The organism is Pseudomonas sp. GM50 (genome assembly GCF_000282375.1).
Lineage (GTDB): Bacteria > Pseudomonadota > Gammaproteobacteria > Pseudomonadales > Pseudomonadaceae > Aquipseudomonas.
In genome coordinates, this window is record NZ_AKJK01000122.1 from 35,547 (window position 1) to 52,424 (window position 16,878).

At 58.8% G+C, this 16,878-nt stretch carries 15 protein-coding genes; 10 read left to right on the forward strand and 5 right to left on the reverse strand.

Annotation, left to right across the window (positions count from 1 at the left end; all coding sequences use genetic code 11):
- Positions 1 to 11: 11 nt before the first annotated feature.
- Positions 12 to 1,214 carry an HlyD family secretion protein gene (locus PMI30_RS02995; protein WP_008014302.1) on the forward strand — a complete coding sequence of 401 codons (1,203 nt, stop codon included), beginning with the start codon at positions 12 to 14 and terminating at the stop codon, positions 1,212 to 1,214.
- A gap of 183 nt (positions 1,215 to 1,397) precedes the next feature.
- Positions 1,398 to 2,927 carry a DHA2 family efflux MFS transporter permease subunit gene (locus PMI30_RS02990; protein ID WP_008014303.1) on the forward strand — a complete coding sequence of 510 codons (1,530 nt, stop codon included), beginning with the start codon at positions 1,398 to 1,400 and terminating at the stop codon, positions 2,925 to 2,927.
- 107 nt (positions 2,928 to 3,034) lie between these two features.
- Here PMI30_RS02990 and lpxH read toward each other — a convergent pair whose 3' ends face one another.
- Both lpxH and PMI30_RS02980 read right to left on the reverse strand, forming a co-directional pair.
- Positions 3,035 to 3,778 carry a UDP-2,3-diacylglucosamine diphosphatase gene (gene lpxH, locus PMI30_RS02985; protein ID WP_008014305.1) on the reverse strand — a complete coding sequence of 248 codons (744 nt, stop codon included), beginning with the start codon at positions 3,776 to 3,778 and terminating at the stop codon, positions 3,035 to 3,037.
- Positions 3,775 to 4,278: a peptidylprolyl isomerase gene (locus tag PMI30_RS02980; protein ID WP_007896145.1), complete on the reverse strand. Its 504-nt coding sequence runs from the start codon at positions 4,276 to 4,278 to the stop codon at positions 3,775 to 3,777. The genes lpxH and PMI30_RS02980 overlap by 4 nt, the downstream gene beginning before the upstream one ends.
- A 264-nt stretch (positions 4,279 to 4,542) precedes the next feature.
- On the opposite strand from PMI30_RS02980, the gene PMI30_RS02975 reads away from it, so the two are divergent.
- Positions 4,543 to 6,240: a glutamine--tRNA ligase/YqeY domain fusion protein gene (locus PMI30_RS02975; RefSeq protein ID WP_008014307.1), complete on the forward strand. Its 1,698-nt coding sequence runs from the start codon at positions 4,543 to 4,545 to the stop codon at positions 6,238 to 6,240.
- Positions 6,241 to 6,255: 15 nt separating this feature from the next.
- The gene (cysS, locus tag PMI30_RS02970; protein WP_008014309.1) at positions 6,256 to 7,638 is read left to right on the forward strand and encodes a cysteine--tRNA ligase; all 1,383 of its coding nucleotides are present in this window, start codon (positions 6,256 to 6,258) and stop codon (positions 7,636 to 7,638) included.
- A 190-nt stretch (positions 7,639 to 7,828) separates the two neighbouring features.
- Here cysS and PMI30_RS02965 read toward each other — a convergent pair whose 3' ends face one another.
- Positions 7,829 to 9,679: a sigma-54-dependent Fis family transcriptional regulator gene (locus tag PMI30_RS02965; protein ID WP_008014311.1), complete on the reverse strand. Its 1,851-nt coding sequence runs from the start codon at positions 9,677 to 9,679 to the stop codon at positions 7,829 to 7,831.
- 383 nt (positions 9,680 to 10,062) lie between these two features.
- Here PMI30_RS02965 and PMI30_RS02960 point away from each other — a divergent pair, with 383 nt between their 5' ends.
- Genes PMI30_RS02960 through PMI30_RS02935 form a run of 6 tightly spaced genes read left to right on the forward strand, consistent with a single transcriptional unit; the run spans position 10,063 to position 16,000 of the window.
- Complete coding sequence (locus tag PMI30_RS02960; RefSeq protein ID WP_008014313.1) at positions 10,063 to 11,157, forward strand: ABC transporter ATP-binding protein; 1,095 nt, start codon at positions 10,063 to 10,065, stop codon at positions 11,155 to 11,157.
- Complete coding sequence (locus PMI30_RS02955; protein WP_008014315.1) at positions 11,157 to 12,254, forward strand: ABC transporter ATP-binding protein; 1,098 nt, start codon at positions 11,157 to 11,159, stop codon at positions 12,252 to 12,254. The genes PMI30_RS02960 and PMI30_RS02955 overlap by 1 nt, the downstream gene beginning before the upstream one ends.
- A complete protein-coding gene (locus PMI30_RS02950; RefSeq protein WP_008014318.1) occupies positions 12,251 to 13,117 on the forward strand; it encodes a carbohydrate ABC transporter permease in 867 nt (288 codons plus the stop codon). Before PMI30_RS02955 ends, PMI30_RS02950 begins: the two co-directional genes overlap by 4 nt.
- Before the next feature lie 8 nt (positions 13,118 to 13,125).
- Positions 13,126 to 13,926 (forward strand): carbohydrate ABC transporter permease, encoded by an 801-nt coding sequence (locus PMI30_RS02945; RefSeq protein WP_007896138.1) that lies wholly within the window; start codon positions 13,126 to 13,128, stop codon positions 13,924 to 13,926.
- A 10-nt stretch (positions 13,927 to 13,936) separates the two neighbouring features.
- Positions 13,937 to 14,209: a DUF2160 domain-containing protein gene (locus PMI30_RS02940; RefSeq protein WP_032836262.1), complete on the forward strand. Its 273-nt coding sequence runs from the start codon at positions 13,937 to 13,939 to the stop codon at positions 14,207 to 14,209.
- Positions 14,210 to 14,257: 48 nt separating this feature from the next.
- Complete coding sequence (locus tag PMI30_RS02935; RefSeq protein ID WP_007896136.1) at positions 14,258 to 16,000, forward strand: ABC transporter substrate-binding protein; 1,743 nt, start codon at positions 14,258 to 14,260, stop codon at positions 15,998 to 16,000.
- Between the two features lie 176 nt (positions 16,001 to 16,176).
- On the opposite strand, the gene PMI30_RS02930 is transcribed toward PMI30_RS02935, so the two are convergent.
- Both PMI30_RS02930 and PMI30_RS02925 read right to left on the reverse strand, forming a co-directional pair.
- Entirely contained in the window at positions 16,177 to 16,491 is a 315-nt protein-coding gene (locus PMI30_RS02930) for a helix-turn-helix domain-containing protein (RefSeq protein ID WP_007896134.1), read from the reverse strand.
- Positions 16,481 to 16,831, reverse strand: coding sequence for a toxin (locus tag PMI30_RS02925; protein WP_032836267.1), 351 nt, complete (start codon positions 16,829 to 16,831; stop codon positions 16,481 to 16,483). Before PMI30_RS02925 ends, PMI30_RS02930 begins: the two co-directional genes overlap by 11 nt.
- Positions 16,832 to 16,878 lie beyond the last annotated feature (47 nt).

Sequence of the window (16,878 nt, forward strand, 5' to 3'; positions counted from 1 at the left end):
AGGTACTTGTCATGGCCACAGTCGATACAACTCCAACCCCTGACGACACTCAAGACGCGAGCAATTCGCGCAAACGTAAAGTGATGCTGTTTGTGCTGACAATCGTGGTAATCCTCGCCGGAGCCGGCGTCTGGGGTTATCACCAATTCTTCGGTCGCTGGAATGAAAGCACCGATGATGCCTATGTGAACGGCAACGTGGTGGAAATCACCCCGCTGGTCACCGGCACCGTGGTCAGCATCGGCGCCGATGATGGCGACCTGGTTCACGAAGGCCAGGTGCTGATCAACTTCGACCCGAACGACGCCGAAGTCGGTCTGCAAAGTGCCCAGGCCAATCTGGCCCGCACCGTGCGCCAGGTGCGCGGCTTGTACAGTAATGTCGACGGCATGAAAGCCCAGGTCAATGCGCAGCAGGCCGAAGTGCAAAAGGCTCAGGACAACTTCAACCGGCGGAAAAACCTCGCTGCTGGCGGGGCAATTTCCCAGGAAGAACTGTCCCACGCTCGCGACGACCTGACCTCGGCGCAGAACGCCCTCGCCAACGCCCAACAGCAGCTTAAGACCACCAGCGCGCTGGTGGATGACACCGTGGTGTCGTCGCACCCGGACGTAATGTCCGCCGCCGCGCAACTGCGTCAGGCGTACTTGACCCATGCCCGCAGCACCTTGATCGCGCCGGTCACCGGTTACGTGGCCAAACGCAGCGTGCAACTGGGTCAGCGGGTCCAACCGGGTACGGCGCTGATGGCGGTGATCCCGCTGGATCAGCTGTGGATCGACGCCAACTTCAAGGAAACCCAGCTGCGTGACATGCGCATCGGTCAGCCGGTGGACATCGAGACCGACCTCTACGGCAGCGACGTCAAATACAGCGGCACCATCGACAGCCTCGGCGCCGGGACCGGCAGCGCGTTTGCCTTGCTGCCGGCACAGAACGCCACCGGTAACTGGATCAAGATCGTCCAGCGGGTGCCGGTACGCATTCATATCAACGCCGAAGAGCTGGCCAAGCACCCGTTGCGGGTTGGCCTGTCGACTCAGGTCGATGTGAACCTGCGCGACCAGAGTGGTCCGGTGCTGGCGCAACAGTCGCCGCAAAAGGCTTCGTTCAGCACCGGCATCTACGACCGTCAGTTGGCCGAGGCCGATGCGATGATCACTCAGTTGATCCATGACAACAGCGCAGCGGTCAGTAAAACCGCGCACCGCTGATTGGTCATCACACCGACCCTGTGGGAGTGAGCTTTTGTGGTGAGGGGGCTTGCCCCCGTTGGACTGCGCAGCAGTCCCATCTTCTAGGGCCGCTTCGCGACCCAACGGGGCGATGCGGCGTTCCGACAAGCCCCCTTGCCACAGGAGCCCCGGTCCAAAAAATTCAGCTCCAAAGGATTTGCGATGAGCAATAACGCGTCTTTCACGCCGCCCAGCCTGCTGCTCAGCACCATCGGCCTGTCGCTGGCGACCTTCATGCAGGTGCTCGACACCACCATCGCCAACGTGGCCTTGCCGACGATTTCCGGCAACCTGGGCGTGAGTTCGGAGCAGGGCACCTGGGTCATTACCTCGTTTGCCGTGAGCAACGCCATTGCGCTGCCGCTGACCGGTTGGCTCAGCCGGCGTTTCGGTGAGGTGAAGCTGTTTCTCTGGGCGACGATGCTGTTCGTGCTGGCCTCGTTTCTCTGTGGCATCTCAACCTCGATGCCAGAACTGATCGGCTTTCGGGTGCTTCAAGGCCTGGTGGCAGGTCCCTTGTACCCGATGACCCAGACGCTACTGATTGCAGTCTATCCGCCCGCCAGGCGAGGCATGGCCCTGGCGTTGCTGGCGATGGTCACGGTGGTGGCGCCGATTGCAGGGCCGATCCTCGGCGGCTGGATTACTGACAGCTACAGCTGGCCGTGGATTTTCTTTATCAACGTACCGATCGGGGTTTTCGCGGTGATGGTCGTGCGCCAGCAACTCAAGGCGCGTCCGGTAGTGACCAGTTACCAGCCAATGGATTACGTCGGTTTGATCACCTTGATCATCGGTGTCGGCGCGTTGCAGGTGATCCTCGACAAGGGCAATGATCTGGACTGGTTCGAGTCGAATTTCATTATCATCGGCGCGGCTATTTCAGTAATTGCGCTGGCGGTGTTCGTGATCTGGGAAATGACCGACAAGCATCCGGTGGTCAACCTGCGGCTGTTCGCTTACCGCAACTTCCGTATCGGCACCATCGTGCTGGTGGGCGGTTATGCCGGGTTCTTCGGCATCAACCTGATCCTGCCGCAATGGCTGCAAACCCAAATGGGCTACACCGCCACCTGGGCGGGTCTGGCGGTGGCGCCGATCGGTATTTTGCCGGTGCTGCTGTCGCCGTTTGTCGGCAAGTACGCGCACAGGTTCGACCTGCGACTGTTGGCCGGTGGCGCGTTCCTGTGCATCGGTTTGAGTTGCTTCATGCGCGCCGGGTTTACCAACGAAGTGGACTTCCAGCACATCGCGCTGGTGCAGCTATTCATGGGCATCGGGGTGGCGCTGTTCTTCATGCCGACCCTGAGCATTTTGATGTCGGACTTGCCGCCGAGCCAGATTGCCGACGGTGCGGGCCTCGCGACCTTCCTGCGGACCCTGGGTGGTAGTTTTGCGGCGTCGTTGACCACCTGGATCTGGATTCGCCGCGCCGATCAACACCATGCGTATTTGAGTGAAAGCATCACCACCTATGAGCCGGCTACCCGGGAGGCGTTGAACACGCTCGGCGGGGCGGGCAATCCGGCCTATGCGCAGCTGGATCATGTGCTGACCAGCCAGGCGTACATGCTCTCCACCGTGGATTACTTCACGTTGCTCGGGTGGGCGTTCATGGGGCTGATTTTGCTGGTGTGGCTGGCGAAACCGCCATTTGCGGCGAAGGCGGGGCCTGCTGCTTCCGGGCATTAAGCGACCTCTTGTAGGAGCGAGGCTTGCCCGCGAAGGCGTCGCCACATTCAACATCAATGTTGACTGATATGACGCCTTCGCGGGCAAGCCTCGCTCCTACAGGGGTTTCATTCTGCAGTCAGGCGCGGGTTACCAAAATCAAACGGCGCCAGCGCAAACCCATTCTCATCCACCTGCAACGCCCAGCCCTGACGGTCCCAATCCCCCAACACAATGCGTTTGGCCGCCTGCTCGCCAATCTGCAACTTGTGGATGGCGGGGCGATGGGTGTGCCCGTGGATCAAGGTTTTCACGCCATATTGCTGCATGACCCTCGGCACTTCTTCCGGCGTGACATCGACAATGTCATTGGCCTTCATCCGCGTTTGCGCGCGGCTTTCACTGCGCAGCTTGCGCGCCAGTTTATGCCGAGTACGCAAGGGCAGATGGCGCAGGATGAACCGGGTGATCGGGTTGCGCAGGTAGCGCCGCAGCTTCATATACGCTTCGTCGCGGGTGCAGAGGCTATCGCCGTGCATCAACAGCACCGGCTCACCGTAAAACTGCACGACACTCGGGTCTTTCAACAACGTGCAGCCGGCCTGTTTGCAGAAAGCCTGGCCGAGCATGAAGTCGCGATTGCCGTGCATCAGAAAAATGGCCGTGCCGCTGTCGCTGAGGTCGCGCAGGGCCTGGCAGATGGAACGCTGGAACGGCGTCATGGCATCGTCGCCAATCCACGCCTCGAAAAAGTCGCCTAGAATGTACAACGCACTCGCTGAACGGGCACGTCTAGCGAGCAAATCCAGAAACGCCCGGGTAATGTCCGGGCGCTCCTCTTCCAGATGCAAGTCTGAAATCAGCAGTATCACTCAATGATCTCGGCTTTCTCGATGATCACGTCTTCTGCTGGTACGTCCTGGTGGCCGGCTTTGGAAGTCGTGGCCACGCCTTTGATCTTGTCGACCACGTCGGTGCCTTCGACTACTTTGGCGAATACGGCATAGCCCCAACCCTGAGTGGTTTTGCCACTGTGGTTGAGGAAGCTGTTGTCAGCCACGTTGATGAAGAACTGGGCGGAAGCCGAATGCGGCTCCATGGTGCGGGCCATGGCCACGCTGTACTTCACGTTCGGCAGGCCGTTGTCGGCTTCGTTCTGGATGCTTGGGCGCTTGTCTTTCTTTTCTTTCATGCCTGGCTCGAAACCGCCGCCCTGGATCATGAAGTTGCCGATGACACGGTGGAAAACGGTGTTTTCGTAGTGACCGGCTTTGACGTATTCGATGAAGTTGGCCACGGTGATCGGGGCTTTCTCAGCGTTCAGTTCCAGGACGATGTCGCCATGGTTGGTGGTCAGTTTGACTTGAGTCATGATCGATACTCTTTTTCTATGAATTCGTGGGTTTCGGGGCGTTCAGGCCCTCAACCAGTCCGGCCAGTGTCGGCCAAGGCAGGCAGTTTAGCGTGCCGGGCGCGAATTTCGAGGCTGTTTTTCATTGCCGGCCGATTAAATGCAACCGATTGCCGGCCTGCTCTGTCAGCCACTTGACAGCATCGGCTATGATAAGCCCCTTTGATTTATAACAGCCGCTTTGATTTGGCCAACTGGCCGCGCACTTGTACGTTCAAGGATCCTATGAGCAAGCCCACTGTCGACCCTACCTCGAATTCCAAGACCGGCCCTGCCGTGCCGGTCAATTTCCTGCGCCCGATCATCCAGGCGGACCTGGACTCGGGTAAGCACACGCAGATCGTCACCCGCTTCCCGCCTGAGCCCAACGGCTACCTTCACATCGGTCACGCCAAGTCGATCTGTGTGAACTTCGGTCTGGCCCAGGAATTCGGCGGCGTCACGCACCTGCGTTTCGACGACACGAACCCGGCCAAGGAAGACCAGGAATACATCGACGCGATCGAAAGCGACGTCAAATGGCTGGGCTTCGAATGGTCCGGTGAAGTGCGCTATGCCTCGCAGTATTTCGACCAGTTGCACGACTGGGCGGTAGAGCTGATCAAGGCCGGCAAGGCCTACGTCGACGACCTGACCCCCGAGCAAGCCAAGGAATACCGTGGCAGCCTGACCGAACCGGGCAAGAACAGCCCGTTCCGCGACCGCTCGGTTGAAGAAAACCTCGACCTGTTCGCCCGCATGAAGGCCGGCGAATTCAAGGACGGCGCACGCGTGCTGCGGGCCAAGATCGACATGGCCTCGCCGAACATGAACCTGCGCGACCCGATCATGTATCGCATCCGTCACGCGCATCACCACCAGACCGGCGACAAGTGGTGCATCTACCCGAACTACGACTTCACCCACGGTCAGTCGGACGCCCTCGAAGGCATCACCCACTCGATCTGCACCCTGGAGTTCGAAAGCCATCGTCCGCTGTACGAATGGTTCCTCGAGAACCTGCCAGTGCCGGCGAAACCGCGTCAGTACGAGTTCAGCCGCCTGAACCTGAACTACACCATCACCAGCAAGCGCAAGCTCAAGCAACTGGTCGATGAAAAGCACGTTCACGGTTGGGACGATCCGCGCATGTCCACGCTGTCGGGTTTCCGTCGCCGTGGCTACACGCCGAAATCGATCCGCAACTTCTGCGAAATGATCGGCACCAACCGTTCCGACGGCGTGGTCGACTTCGGCATGCTCGAATTCAGCATCCGTGACGACCTCGACCACAGCGCCCCACGCGCCATGTGCGTGTTGCGTCCGCTGAAAGTCGTGATCACCAACTACCCGGAAGGCCAGGTCGAAAACCTCGAACTGGCGTGCCACCCGAAAGAAGACATGGGCGTGCGCGTTCTGCCGTTCGCCCGCGAGATCTACATCGACCGTGAAGACTTCATGGAAGAGCCGCCAAAAGGCTACAAGCGCCTGGAGCCGAACGGCGAAGTGCGTCTGCGCGGCAGCTACGTGATCCGTGCCGACGAAGCGATCAAGGACGCCGATGGCAACATCGTCGAACTGCGTTGCTCCTACGACCCGGAAACCCTGGGTAAAAACCCTGAAGGCCGCAAGGTCAAAGGCGTGGTGCATTGGGTGCCGGCTGCGGCCAGCGTCGAGTGCGAAGTGCGTTTGTACGATCGCCTGTTCCGTTCGGCCAACCCTGAGAAGGCCGAAGACAGCGCCAGTTTCCTGGACAACATCAACCCTGACTCGCTGCAAGTTCTCACTGGTTGTCGTGCCGAGCCTTCGCTGGGCAATGCACAGCCGGAAGACCGTTTCCAGTTCGAGCGCGAAGGTTACTTCGTCGCGGATATCAAGGACTCGAAACCGGGCGCTCCGGTATTCAACCGTACCGTGACCTTGCGTGATTCGTGGGGCCAGTGATTCAAGGAACCTAAAGTGCTTACGATCTACAACACGCTCACCAAGAGCAAAGAAGTTTTCAAGCCGCTGGATGGCAACAATGTGCGCATGTACGTCTGCGGGATGACCGTGTACGACTACTGCCACATTGGCCACGGCCGCAGCATGGTCGCGTTCGACCTGGTGACTCGCTGGTTGCGTTTCAGCGGTTATAACCTGACGTATGTGCGCAACATCACCGATATTGAAGACAAGATCATCAATCGGGCCAAGGAGAACGGCGAGCCGTTCGACGTATTGACCGAACGCATGATCACCGCGATGCACGAGGACGAGGCGCGGCTCAATATCCTCAAGCCGGACATGGAGCCACGGGCCACCGATCATATCGCTGGCATGCAGAGCATGATCCAGACCTTGATCGACAAGGGCTATGCCTATGCACCGGGCAATGGCGACGTGTACTACCGCGTCGCCAAGTTCATGGGTTACGGCAAGCTGTCGCGCAAGAAGATCGAAGACCTGCGCATCGGCGCACGGATCGAAGTCGACGAGTCGAAACAGGACCCGCTGGACTTCGTGCTCTGGAAAGGCGCCAAGCCGGGCGAGCCGAGCTGGCCTTCGCCGTGGGGCGACGGACGTCCGGGTTGGCACATCGAGTGCTCGGTGATGTCGACCTGCTGCCTCGGCGAGACCTTCGACATTCATGGCGGCGGCAGCGACCTCGAGTTCCCGCACCACGAAAACGAAATCGCCCAGAGCGAAGCGGCCACCGGCAAGACCTACGCCAACGCGTGGATGCATTGCGGCATGATTCGCATCAATGGCGAGAAGATGTCCAAGTCCTTGAACAACTTCTTCACCATTCGCGACGTGCTGGAAAAGTACCACCCGGAAGTCGTGCGCTACCTGCTGGTGTCGAGCCACTACCGCAGCGCGATCAACTATTCGGAAGACAACCTCAAGGACGCCAAAGGCGCGCTCGAGCGTTTCTACCATGCGTTGAAAGGCCTGCCGAACGTGGCGCCTGCTGGCGGCGAAGCGTTCGTCGAGCGTTTCACTCAGGTGATGAACGACGACTTCGGTACCCCGGAAGCCTGTGCGGTGCTGTTCGAGATGGTGCGCGAGATCAACCGTCTGCGCGAGAGCGATCTTGATGCGGCGGCTGGTTTGGCGGCGCGCTTGAAGGAATTGGCGAGCGTGCTGGGTGTGTTGCAACTCGAAGCCGATGACTTCCTGCAGGCCGGTGCCGAAGGGCGGGTCGATGCGGCTGAGGTCGATGCACTGATCCAGGCTCGTTTGACGGCTCGTGCCAACAAGGACTGGGCCGAGTCCGACCGCATCCGCGACCAGCTCACCGCCATGGGTGTGGTGCTGGAAGACGGCAAGGGCGGAACGACCTGGCGATTGGCTGACTGATTGCTTGATTGGCTACGCCTTTCACAAAAACAGAAACCCGCCTTGTGCGGGTTTTTGTTTATGTGCAGGGTTTTAGTTTTGCGGTGACAGGGCTGGAGCCATCGCGAGCAGGCTCGCTCCCACAGGGGATTTGTGTCGTGCCGAAGATCAAATGTGGGAGCGAGCCTGCTCGCGATTGACTGCGCAGCAGTCAGCTTTCTGACTGGCGCAATCGCTTGTAAAGGGTATTGCGGCTAACCCCCAACCGCCGCGCCAAGTGGGAAATATTCCCCCCAGCCGCCTGCAACTGCCGATTCAATTCCTCGGCATCATTCAAATCAACCACTATCGGCTCCGGCGAATCCACCGGCTCCATCTCCAGATCGACAAAAAAATCATCCGGCAAATGCTCCGGCCGCACGGGTTGCTCCTCGGCCATGGCCAGCGCTACCTGCATCACACTGCTGACCTGACGCAAATTCCCGGGCCACGGGTGACGGCTGAACAGCTCCATCACTTCACGGCTCAAGCCAGCCCATTGGCTCGGTTCGCGGTGCTGTTCCCACAGCCGTTTGAACAGCGCTTCTTTATCGCTGCGTTCCCGTAGCGGCGGCAGTTCCAGGGTCAAACCACCGATGCGGTAATACAAATCCTCACGGAACCGCCCCAGCTGAACCTGTTCGCGCAACGAGCGGTTGGTCGCTGAAATGATCCGAATGTCCACCGGGAACAGCTCACTGCTGCCCACCGGTTGCACGCAACGCTCCTGCAGCACCCGCAACAGCCGCGCCTGGGTTGGCAGCGGCATGTCGCCGATTTCGTCGAGGAACAGCGTGCCTTTGTCGGCCTTGCGGATCAGCCCGATACTGCCTTTCTGATTGGCGCCGGTGAACGCGCCTTTCTCGTAGCCGAACAGTTCGGATTCCACCAGTTCGGCGGGGATCGCGGCACAGTTGACGGCAATGAACGGTTGTTTGCTGCGTGAACTGGCCTGATGCAGGGCTTTGACGAAGACTTCCTTGCCGACTCCGGTTTCCCCGTGGATTAACAGCGGGATGTCCTTTTCCAGCAAGCGCTCGGCCTGGCGCACGGCTTTTTCCACACGGCTGTCGCCAAAATGCAGGGTGTTGAGGCTGATCGCTGTGGGCGCCGGCGCCGTGGGTTCAGCACGCTCAGGTTCAGAAAACAGACGAGCCCGAATCGGCGCCTGTTTCGGCCGCTTCAACAGGCATTGAAAACGGTTGCGCCCCGAGGCTTGCAGGGCAAACGGCAGGCCGTCCGGCTGGTTCAGCAGTTCCAGCAAAGAGACTTTGAACAGGCTTTCGACGCTGACCCGCGACAGGCTGATGCCCAGCAGGTTGTCGGCCCGGCGATTGGCCGACAGCACCTGACCGGTTTCGTCGAAGATCAGCAACCCGGCCCATTGGCTGTCGAGGTTGTTCAGCCCGGTGTTGAAGGTCAGCTGGAAATGCTGGCCATGGAACAGGTTGAGGATCAGCCGGTTCTCCACGGTCTGGCTCATCATCTTGACCATGCCCAGGGTGTGCGACGGCGGCAGGTAGCTGTCGCTGGACACATCCAGCACCGCGATCACCTTGCGCTCGGCATCGAATATCGGTGCGGCGGAACCGGTCATGAAGCGGTTGGCCTTGAGAAAATGTTCATCGTGCTCGATGTGCACCGCCTGCTCGCAGGCCAACGCAGTGCCGATCGCATTGGTCCCGCTGCAACGCTCCATCCAGCTGGCGCCGGCACTGAAACCGCGAGTCAGGCTTGGCTCGATGAAACGCTGGGCACCCCAGGACGTCAGCACCTGGCCCTGATTGTCGGCGAGCATGATCAGGCAATTGGAGTTGCTGAGGATGTTCTCGTAATACGGCAGGACTTCCTGATGGGTGGTCTGCACCAGTGAATGCTGGCTCTCCAGCAACTGAGCGATGCCATCGGCGGGTAGCTGATCGAACGCCGGCGCGCTCTGATGATCGAGCCCGAACGCGCGGCAGCGAGACCAGGAGTCCAGGATGATGGCGTCGTGGGAGAGCGGCGGGGCGGGTGCGGCCATGGCAGTCGATCTCTGAGCAAGCTTTTATTGTTGTTATAGGTAGTTCCCTGTGGGAGCGAGCCTGCTCGCGATAGCGATCGGTCAGTCGACTTCAATGCTGACTGATCCACCGCTATCGCGAGCAGGCTCGCTCCCACAGGTTCTGCGACTTTGCGCATCTGCAGGCAAGACAAAGCATCCGTAGAGTGTTGTTCACATTTGTTCATTGTCAATCTTTGAACTGTTCAATTGTTCAGTCTCGGTTGTTCATTTCTGTTCAGCAACGAACGCGGTTTTTCCTTCTTTTTCGTATTTTCCAAGCCAGATCAATCGCTTGGAATTTCTGGCACGAATGTCGCTGTAGTGCTCCGGTCGCTTGACTCCAATAATAAAAAGGCCGAGCCATGTCACTAATCCTGGAGCACGTCAGCCGTACCGTCGAGGGTCAGACCTGGATCGACGATGCGTGCCTTAACTTCGAACCCGGATCGTTCAATGTTTTGCTCGGTCGCACGCTGTCCGGCAAAACCAGCCTCATGCGCCTGATGGCAGGTCTGGATAAACCCGACAGCGGCCGCATCCTGATGAACGGCGTCGACGTCACCCAGCGCCCGGTGCGCTTGCGCAATGTGTCGATGGTCTATCAGCAGTTCATCAACTACCCGACCATGACAGTGTTCGAGAACATCGCCTCGCCGCTGCGTCAGGGCGGCGTCTCCAATGAGCTGATCCAGAGCAAGGTGCTGGAAACCGCGAAGATGCTGCGCATCGAGAAATTCCTCCAGCGCCATCCTTTGGAACTCTCCGGCGGCCAGCAACAGCGCACCGCCATGGCCCGGGCGCTGGTCAAGGATGCCGAGCTGATTCTGTTCGATGAGCCGCTGGTCAACCTCGACTACAAGCTGCGCGAAGAGCTGCGCCAGGAAATGCGCGAGCTGTTCGCGGCCCACCACACCATCGCTATCTACGCCACCACCGAACCCAACGAAGCCCTGGCGCTGGGCGGCACCACCACGATTCTTCACGAAGGTCGGGTGATTCAGAGCGGCAAGTCCTCCGAGGTGTATCACCAGCCGCAAACCGTGCTGGCGGCGGAGTTGTTCTCTGAGCCGCCGATCAACCTGATGCCGGGGCGCATCGCTGGTAACGAAGTGAGCTTCGCCAATTTTGTGCACTTCCCGTTGAACGTCGATCTGCGACCGGTGGGCGAGGGCGAGTTCCGTTTTGGCGTGCGCCCCAGCCATATTTCGCTAGTGCCGAGCAACGACGATGACCTGGAACTGGCGGTAACCGTGGAGGTGGCCGAGATCAGCGGTTCGGAAACCTTCCTGCACGTGCGCAACGAGTATTTCCTGCTGGTGCTGCACTTGCCGGGTGTTCACGAATACGACGTCGATGCGCCGATTCGCATCTATATCCCGACTCATAAACTGTTTGTGTTCGATATGCAGGGGCGGCTGGTCCAGGCGCCCGGTCGCCGCATTGCGAGGGTTGCCTGATGGCCGAAATCCGTTTGCAGAGCCTTGCCCACAGCTACACCCCTACGCCGACCGGCCCCGAGGATTACGCGATCCGCGAGATGGACCACGTCTGGGAGCAGGGCGGTGCTTATGCGTTGCTCGGGCCTTCGGGGTGCGGCAAGTCGACCTTGCTCAACATCATTTCCGGGTTGCTCAGCCCGTCCCAGGGCCAGGTGCTGTTCGACAGCAAAGTGGTCAACGAGCTGACCCCGGAAAAGCGCAACATCGCTCAGGTTTTCCAGTTTCCGGTGGTCTACGACACCATGACGGTGTTCGATAACCTGGCCTTCCCGTTGCGCAATCAGGGCATGGCGGAAGCGAAAATTCACACCAAGGTGCAGGAAATCGCCGAAGTCCTCGACCTTCAGGCATTGCTGTACAAGAAGGCTCGTAACCTTACTGCTGATGAAAAGCAGAAAGTCTCCATGGGCCGTGGGCTGGTGCGCGATGACGTGTCGGCGATCCTCTTCGATGAACCGCTGACGGTGATCGACCCACACCTGAAATGGAAACTGCGACGCAAGCTCAAGCAGATCCACGAGCAGTTCAACATCACCATGGTCTACGTCACCCACGATCAGCTCGAAGCCTCGACCTTCGCTGACAAGATCGCCGTGATGTACGGCGGCCAAATTGTGCAGTTCGGAACGCCACGGGAATTGTTCGAACGGCCGAGCCACACCTTTGTCGGTTATTTCATCGGCAGCCCGGGGATGAACCTGATCGAGGTCCAGCCACAAATCGGCGGTGTCGGTTTTGCCGGGACTCACTTGCCGTTGTCCGACGCGATGCAGAAACGAATCGCCGAGTCCGAATGGAAATCCCTGAAGGTCGGTATTCGTCCGGAGTTCGTCCATGTGTGGGACGAACCCTTTGATGACGCGATGCAGGCACAGGTCGTACACGTCGAAGACCTGGGTACCTACAAGATCATGACCCTGAACCTCGACGGCACACCGCTGAAAGTACGCCTGGCCGAAGACAAACCGGTGCCAGAAGGCACGGCGTACATCAGTTTTCCGGCGCAATGGCTGATGGTCTATGCCGATGATTACCTGCTGGAGGTGCTGCCATGAACAAGGTGCAGAACAACAAGGCCTGGTGGCTGGTGTTGCCGGTGTTCCTGCTGGTGGCATTCAGTGCGGTGATCCCGATGATGACCGTGGTCAACTACTCGGTGCAGGACATCTTCGACCAGTCCAGCCGCTACTTCGTCGGTGCCGACTGGTACAAGCAAGTGCTGCTCGACCCACGGTTGCATGACTCGCTGCTGCGCCAGTTCATCTACTCCGCTTGCGTGCTGCTGATCGAAATCCCCTTGGGCATCGCCATCGCCCTGACCATGCCGATCAAGGGCCGCTGGTCGTCAGTCGTGCTGATTATTCTGGCTATTCCGCTGCTGATTCCATGGAACGTGGTCGGCACCATCTGGCAGATTTTCGGCCGGGCCGACATCGGTTTGCTCGGTTCGAGCCTCAATGCCATGGGCATCAGCTACAACTATGCGTCCAATACCATGGACGCCTGGGTCACGGTGTTGGTGATGGACGTGTGGCACTGGACGTCGCTGGTGGCGCTGTTGTGTTTCTCCGGTTTGCGGGCGATTCCGGACGTGTATTACCAGGCGGCGCGGATTGATCGAGCGTCGGCCTGGGCGGTGTTCCGACACATCCAGTTGCCCAAGCTCAAGAGCGTGCTGCTGATCGCGGTGATGCTGCGGTTCATGGACAGCTTCATGATCTACACCGAGCCGTTCGTGCTGACGGGGGGCGGTCCGGGCAATGCCACGACCTTCTTGAGTCAGACCTTGACCCAAATGGCCGTAGGGCAATTCGACCTCGGCCCGGCGGCAGCTTTCTCGCTGGTGTACTTCCTGATCATCCTGTTGGTGTCGTGGCTGTTCTACACCGCCATGACTCACTCTGACGCCAATCGGTGAGGCCTGCCATGAGCAAGAGAAAGCTTATCCCGTTGCTGATCTACATCCTGTTCCTGCTGGTGCCGATCTACTGGCTGCTGAACATGTCCTTCAAGAGCAACACCGAAATCCTCGGCGGTCTGACGCTGTTTCCCCAGGATTTCACCTTCGCCAATTACAAGGTGATCTTCACCGACCCGAGCTGGTACACCGGTTACCTCAACTCGCTGTACTACGTGAGCCTGAACACGGTGATTTCCCTGAGCGTGGCGCTGCCGGCGGCGTATGCGTTTTCGCGCTATCGTTTTCTCGGTGACAAGCACCTGTTCTTCTGGCTGCTGACCAACCGCATGGCGCCGCCGGCAGTTTTCCTGCTGCCGTTCTTCCAGCTGTATTCCTCGATCGGGTTGTTCGATACCCACATCGCGGTGGCGTTGGCCCATTGTCTGTTCAACGTGCCGCTGGCGGTGTGGATTCTTGAGGGCTTCATGTCTGGCGTTCCCAAGGAAATTGACGAAACCGCCTACATTGATGGCTACAGTTTTCCCAAGTTCTTCGTGAAGATCTTCGTCCCGCTGATCGGCTCCGGGATCGGTGTTACGGCGTTTTTCTGTTTCATGTTTTCCTGGGTCGAGCTGTTGCTGGCGCGAACCCTGACTTCGGTGAACGCCAAACCCATCGCCGCAGTCATGACCCGCACGGTCTCGGCGTCCGGCATCGACTGGGGTGTGCTGGCGGCCGCGGGGGTGTTGACCATCCTGCCAGGCATGCTGGTGATCTGGTTTGTTCGCAACCACGTGGCCAAGGGCTTTGCCCTGGGCCGGGTATGAGGAACTGATGATGGAATGGATGAGTTGGACTGGCCCCACGGCGGCGTTTTTCGGCGTCATTGCCTTGATCCTGGCGAGCATGACGACCTGGGAGTTGCGTTCGCCGAGTGTCCCTCGGCGTGGTTTTTTGCCGATTGCCACCACCCGTGGCGATCGGCTGTTTATCGGTCTTCTCGGCAGCGCCTACCTGCATTTGCTGGTAATCGGCGCAACCGACTGGAGCATCTGGGTAGCGTTCGCGTTGTCCCTGGTGTGGCTGTTGGCTGTGATGCGTTGGGGCTAGTCGAAATCGATCGGCATGCATGTCCCGAAACCTAAACAGGAGGTCTCTATGTTCGACAAAAACAATAAGCTGCGACATAGCGTTTCATTGGCAGCCATGCTGGCACTCAGCGGGTTGAGCGCTGCGGCCTGGGCCGATGCCTATGAAGACGCCGCCAAGAAATGGATTGGCAGCGAGTTCAAACCGTCCACCCTGACCCCGGAACAGCAGCTCGAAGAGTTGAAGTGGTTCATCAAGGCATCCGAGCCGTTTCGCGGGATGAGCATCAAGGTGGTTTCGGAAACCATCGCGACCCACGAATATGAATCCAAAACGCTGGCCAAGGCCTTTACCGAGATCACCGGGATCAAGCTGACCCACGACTTGCTGCAAGAAGGCGACGTGGTGGAAAAACTGCAGACCCAGATGCAATCGGACAAGAACATCTATGACGGTTGGGTCAACGACTCGGACCTGATCGGTACGCACTTTCGCTACGGCAAGACCGAATCGATCACCGACCTGATGGCCAACGAAGGCAAGGCCTACACCTCGCCGACCCTGGACATCAAAGACTTCATCGGTATCTCGTTCACCACCGCGCCGGATGGCAAGGTCTATCAACTGCCCGACCAGCAGTTCGCCAACCTCTACTGGTTCCGCGCCGACTGGTTCGAGCGGGCGGATCTGAAAGCGAAATTCAAAGAAAAATACGGTTATGAGCTGGGTGTACCGGTGAACTGGTCGGCCTATGAAGACATCGCCAAGTTCTTCAGCGAAGACATCAAGGAAATCGACGGCAAGCGTATCTACGGGCACATGGACTACGGCAAGAAAGACCCATCCCTCGGCTGGCGCTTCACCGATGCCTGGTTCTCCATGGCCGGCGCTGGCGATAAAGGCATACCGAACGGCTTGCCGGTGGACGAGTGGGGCATCCGTGTCGAAGACTGCCATCCGGTCGGTTCCAGCGTGACCCGCGGCGGCGACACCAACGGCCCGGCGGCGGTCTATGCGACTACCAAGTACGTGGACTGGATGAAAAAATACGCGCCACCGGAAGCGGCGGGCATGACCTTCTCCGAATCCGGGCCGGTGCCGTCTCAGGGCAACATCGCCCAGCAGATCTTCTGGTACACCGCGTTTACCGCTGACATGACCAAACCGGGCCTGCCGGTAATGAACGCCGACGGCACGCCGAAATGGCGCATGGCACCCTCGCCAAAAGGGCCGTACTGGGAAGAGGGCATGAAGCTCGGTTATCAGGACGCCGGTTCCTGGACCTTCCTCAAGTCCACACCTGAAAAGCAAAAACTCGCTGCCTGGCTGTACGCGCAGTTCGTGACCTCGAAAACCGTATCGCTGAAGAAAACCATTGTCGGCCTGACCCCTATCCGCGAGTCGGACATCAACTCGCAAGCCATGACTGACCTGGCGCCGAAACTCGGTGGTCTGGTGGAGTTCTACCGCAGCCCGGCCCGCGTGCAATGGACCCCGACCGGGACCAACGTGCCGGACTATCCGCGTTTGGCGCAACTGTGGTGGAGCCACATCGCGGAAGCCGCCAGTGGCGAGAAAACGCCACAGCAGGCACTGGACGGTTTGGCCAAGGATCAGGACGCGATCATGACCCGTCTGGAACGTTCCAAGGTACAACCGACCTGTGGGCCGAAAATGAATCCGGAGCGGGATGCGCAGTACTGGTTCGATCAGCCGGGTGCGCCGAAAGCGAAACTGGCGAACGAGAAGCCTAAAGGCGAAACCGTGAGCTATGCCGAACTGCTGAAGTCGTGGGAGGCGGCGCGTAAGTAAACAGCGGGACCGCGTGAAGCGAAACGGCACCGCAACAGGTGCCGTTTTTATTTGTTTGCCACCGCCATCGCGAGCAGGCTCGCTCCCACATTGAACCGCATTCTTTCTGACAGAACGTAGTCCCCTGTGGGAGCGGGCTTGTTCGCGAAGGCGTCATTGAATACGCCGCAAACACTTCAGGTCAGCGCCGCCAGTTGTTCAACCGTTTCCGGAAAACGCTCAACCAGCCGGATAAGGGTGGTGGCCTGAGCATTAGGTTTCGCCCGTCCTTGTTCCCAGTTCTCCAGCGTCCGGGTATTCGTACGCAAATACATCGCGAATACAGAACGGGAAAGGTTGAGCTGTTGGCGTATGGCTACCACTTCCTCGGCAGTGATTGGCACCAGTTTTGGCAGTTTGACCTTGTGGGTTCGCAGCGTGACCTTGCCTTGGCGCTCGTCGGCCAAGGCTTCAAGGCCTTCCATCAGTTCGGCAAAAATGTCACGTTTCATAGTGGGATCTCGTGTTGATTTCGCTATCTAGAGTTTGTCTGAAAAGTTTCTTCTGGGAAGGCGACAAGTCGTCTTGCTCGTTTTTGCTATATACGGTGAACAGCCAGAATTGATCAAAACCCGACCACCAGTAATAAATCACCCTTAGTCCACTGCGCTTGCCTTTGCCGCGTCGCTGGTCGGAGAAACGGACCTTTCGCAACCCACCCATACCTTCCACCAGGTCGCCAGTTTCCGGGTTTTTCAGCAGCTCCAGTTGAAAGCTGCGAAACAGTTCGTCGTCCAGATAGTCATTTCTGTGTTTTTGAAATGCGGGTAATTCGATAAAAAGAGCGTCCATGTTCTGTACGTTACCTGCGTATATTTCTATCACAAGAATCGAATAGG

What these genes read in the sequence shown, in the direction of transcription:
- PMI30_RS02965 (WP_008014311.1), bottom strand. Translation starts at nt 9,679, where the DNA reads ATGGCCGCACCCGCCCCGCCGCTCTCCCACGACGCCATCATCCTGGAC.
- PMI30_RS02930 (WP_007896134.1), bottom strand. Translation starts at nt 16,491, where the DNA reads ATGAAACGTGACATTTTTGCCGAACTGATGGAAGGCCTTGAAGCCTTG.
- PMI30_RS02940 (WP_032836262.1), top strand. Translation starts at nt 13,937, where the DNA reads ATGGAATGGATGAGTTGGACTGGCCCCACGGCGGCGTTTTTCGGCGTC.
- PMI30_RS02955 (WP_008014315.1), top strand. Translation starts at nt 11,157, where the DNA reads ATGGCCGAAATCCGTTTGCAGAGCCTTGCCCACAGCTACACCCCTACG.
- PMI30_RS02950 (WP_008014318.1), top strand. Translation starts at nt 12,251, where the DNA reads ATGAACAAGGTGCAGAACAACAAGGCCTGGTGGCTGGTGTTGCCGGTG.
- PMI30_RS02980 (WP_007896145.1), bottom strand. Translation starts at nt 4,278, where the DNA reads ATGACTCAAGTCAAACTGACCACCAACCATGGCGACATCGTCCTGGAA.
- PMI30_RS02945 (WP_007896138.1), top strand. Translation starts at nt 13,126, where the DNA reads ATGAGCAAGAGAAAGCTTATCCCGTTGCTGATCTACATCCTGTTCCTG.
- PMI30_RS02975 (WP_008014307.1), top strand. Translation starts at nt 4,543, where the DNA reads ATGAGCAAGCCCACTGTCGACCCTACCTCGAATTCCAAGACCGGCCCT.
- PMI30_RS02925 (WP_032836267.1), bottom strand. Translation starts at nt 16,831, where the DNA reads ATGGACGCTCTTTTTATCGAATTACCCGCATTTCAAAAACACAGAAAT.
- PMI30_RS02960 (WP_008014313.1), top strand. Translation starts at nt 10,063, where the DNA reads ATGTCACTAATCCTGGAGCACGTCAGCCGTACCGTCGAGGGTCAGACC.
- PMI30_RS02935 (WP_007896136.1), top strand. Translation starts at nt 14,258, where the DNA reads ATGTTCGACAAAAACAATAAGCTGCGACATAGCGTTTCATTGGCAGCC.
- PMI30_RS02990 (WP_008014303.1), top strand. Translation starts at nt 1,398, where the DNA reads ATGAGCAATAACGCGTCTTTCACGCCGCCCAGCCTGCTGCTCAGCACC.
- PMI30_RS02995 (WP_008014302.1), top strand. Translation starts at nt 12, where the DNA reads ATGGCCACAGTCGATACAACTCCAACCCCTGACGACACTCAAGACGCG.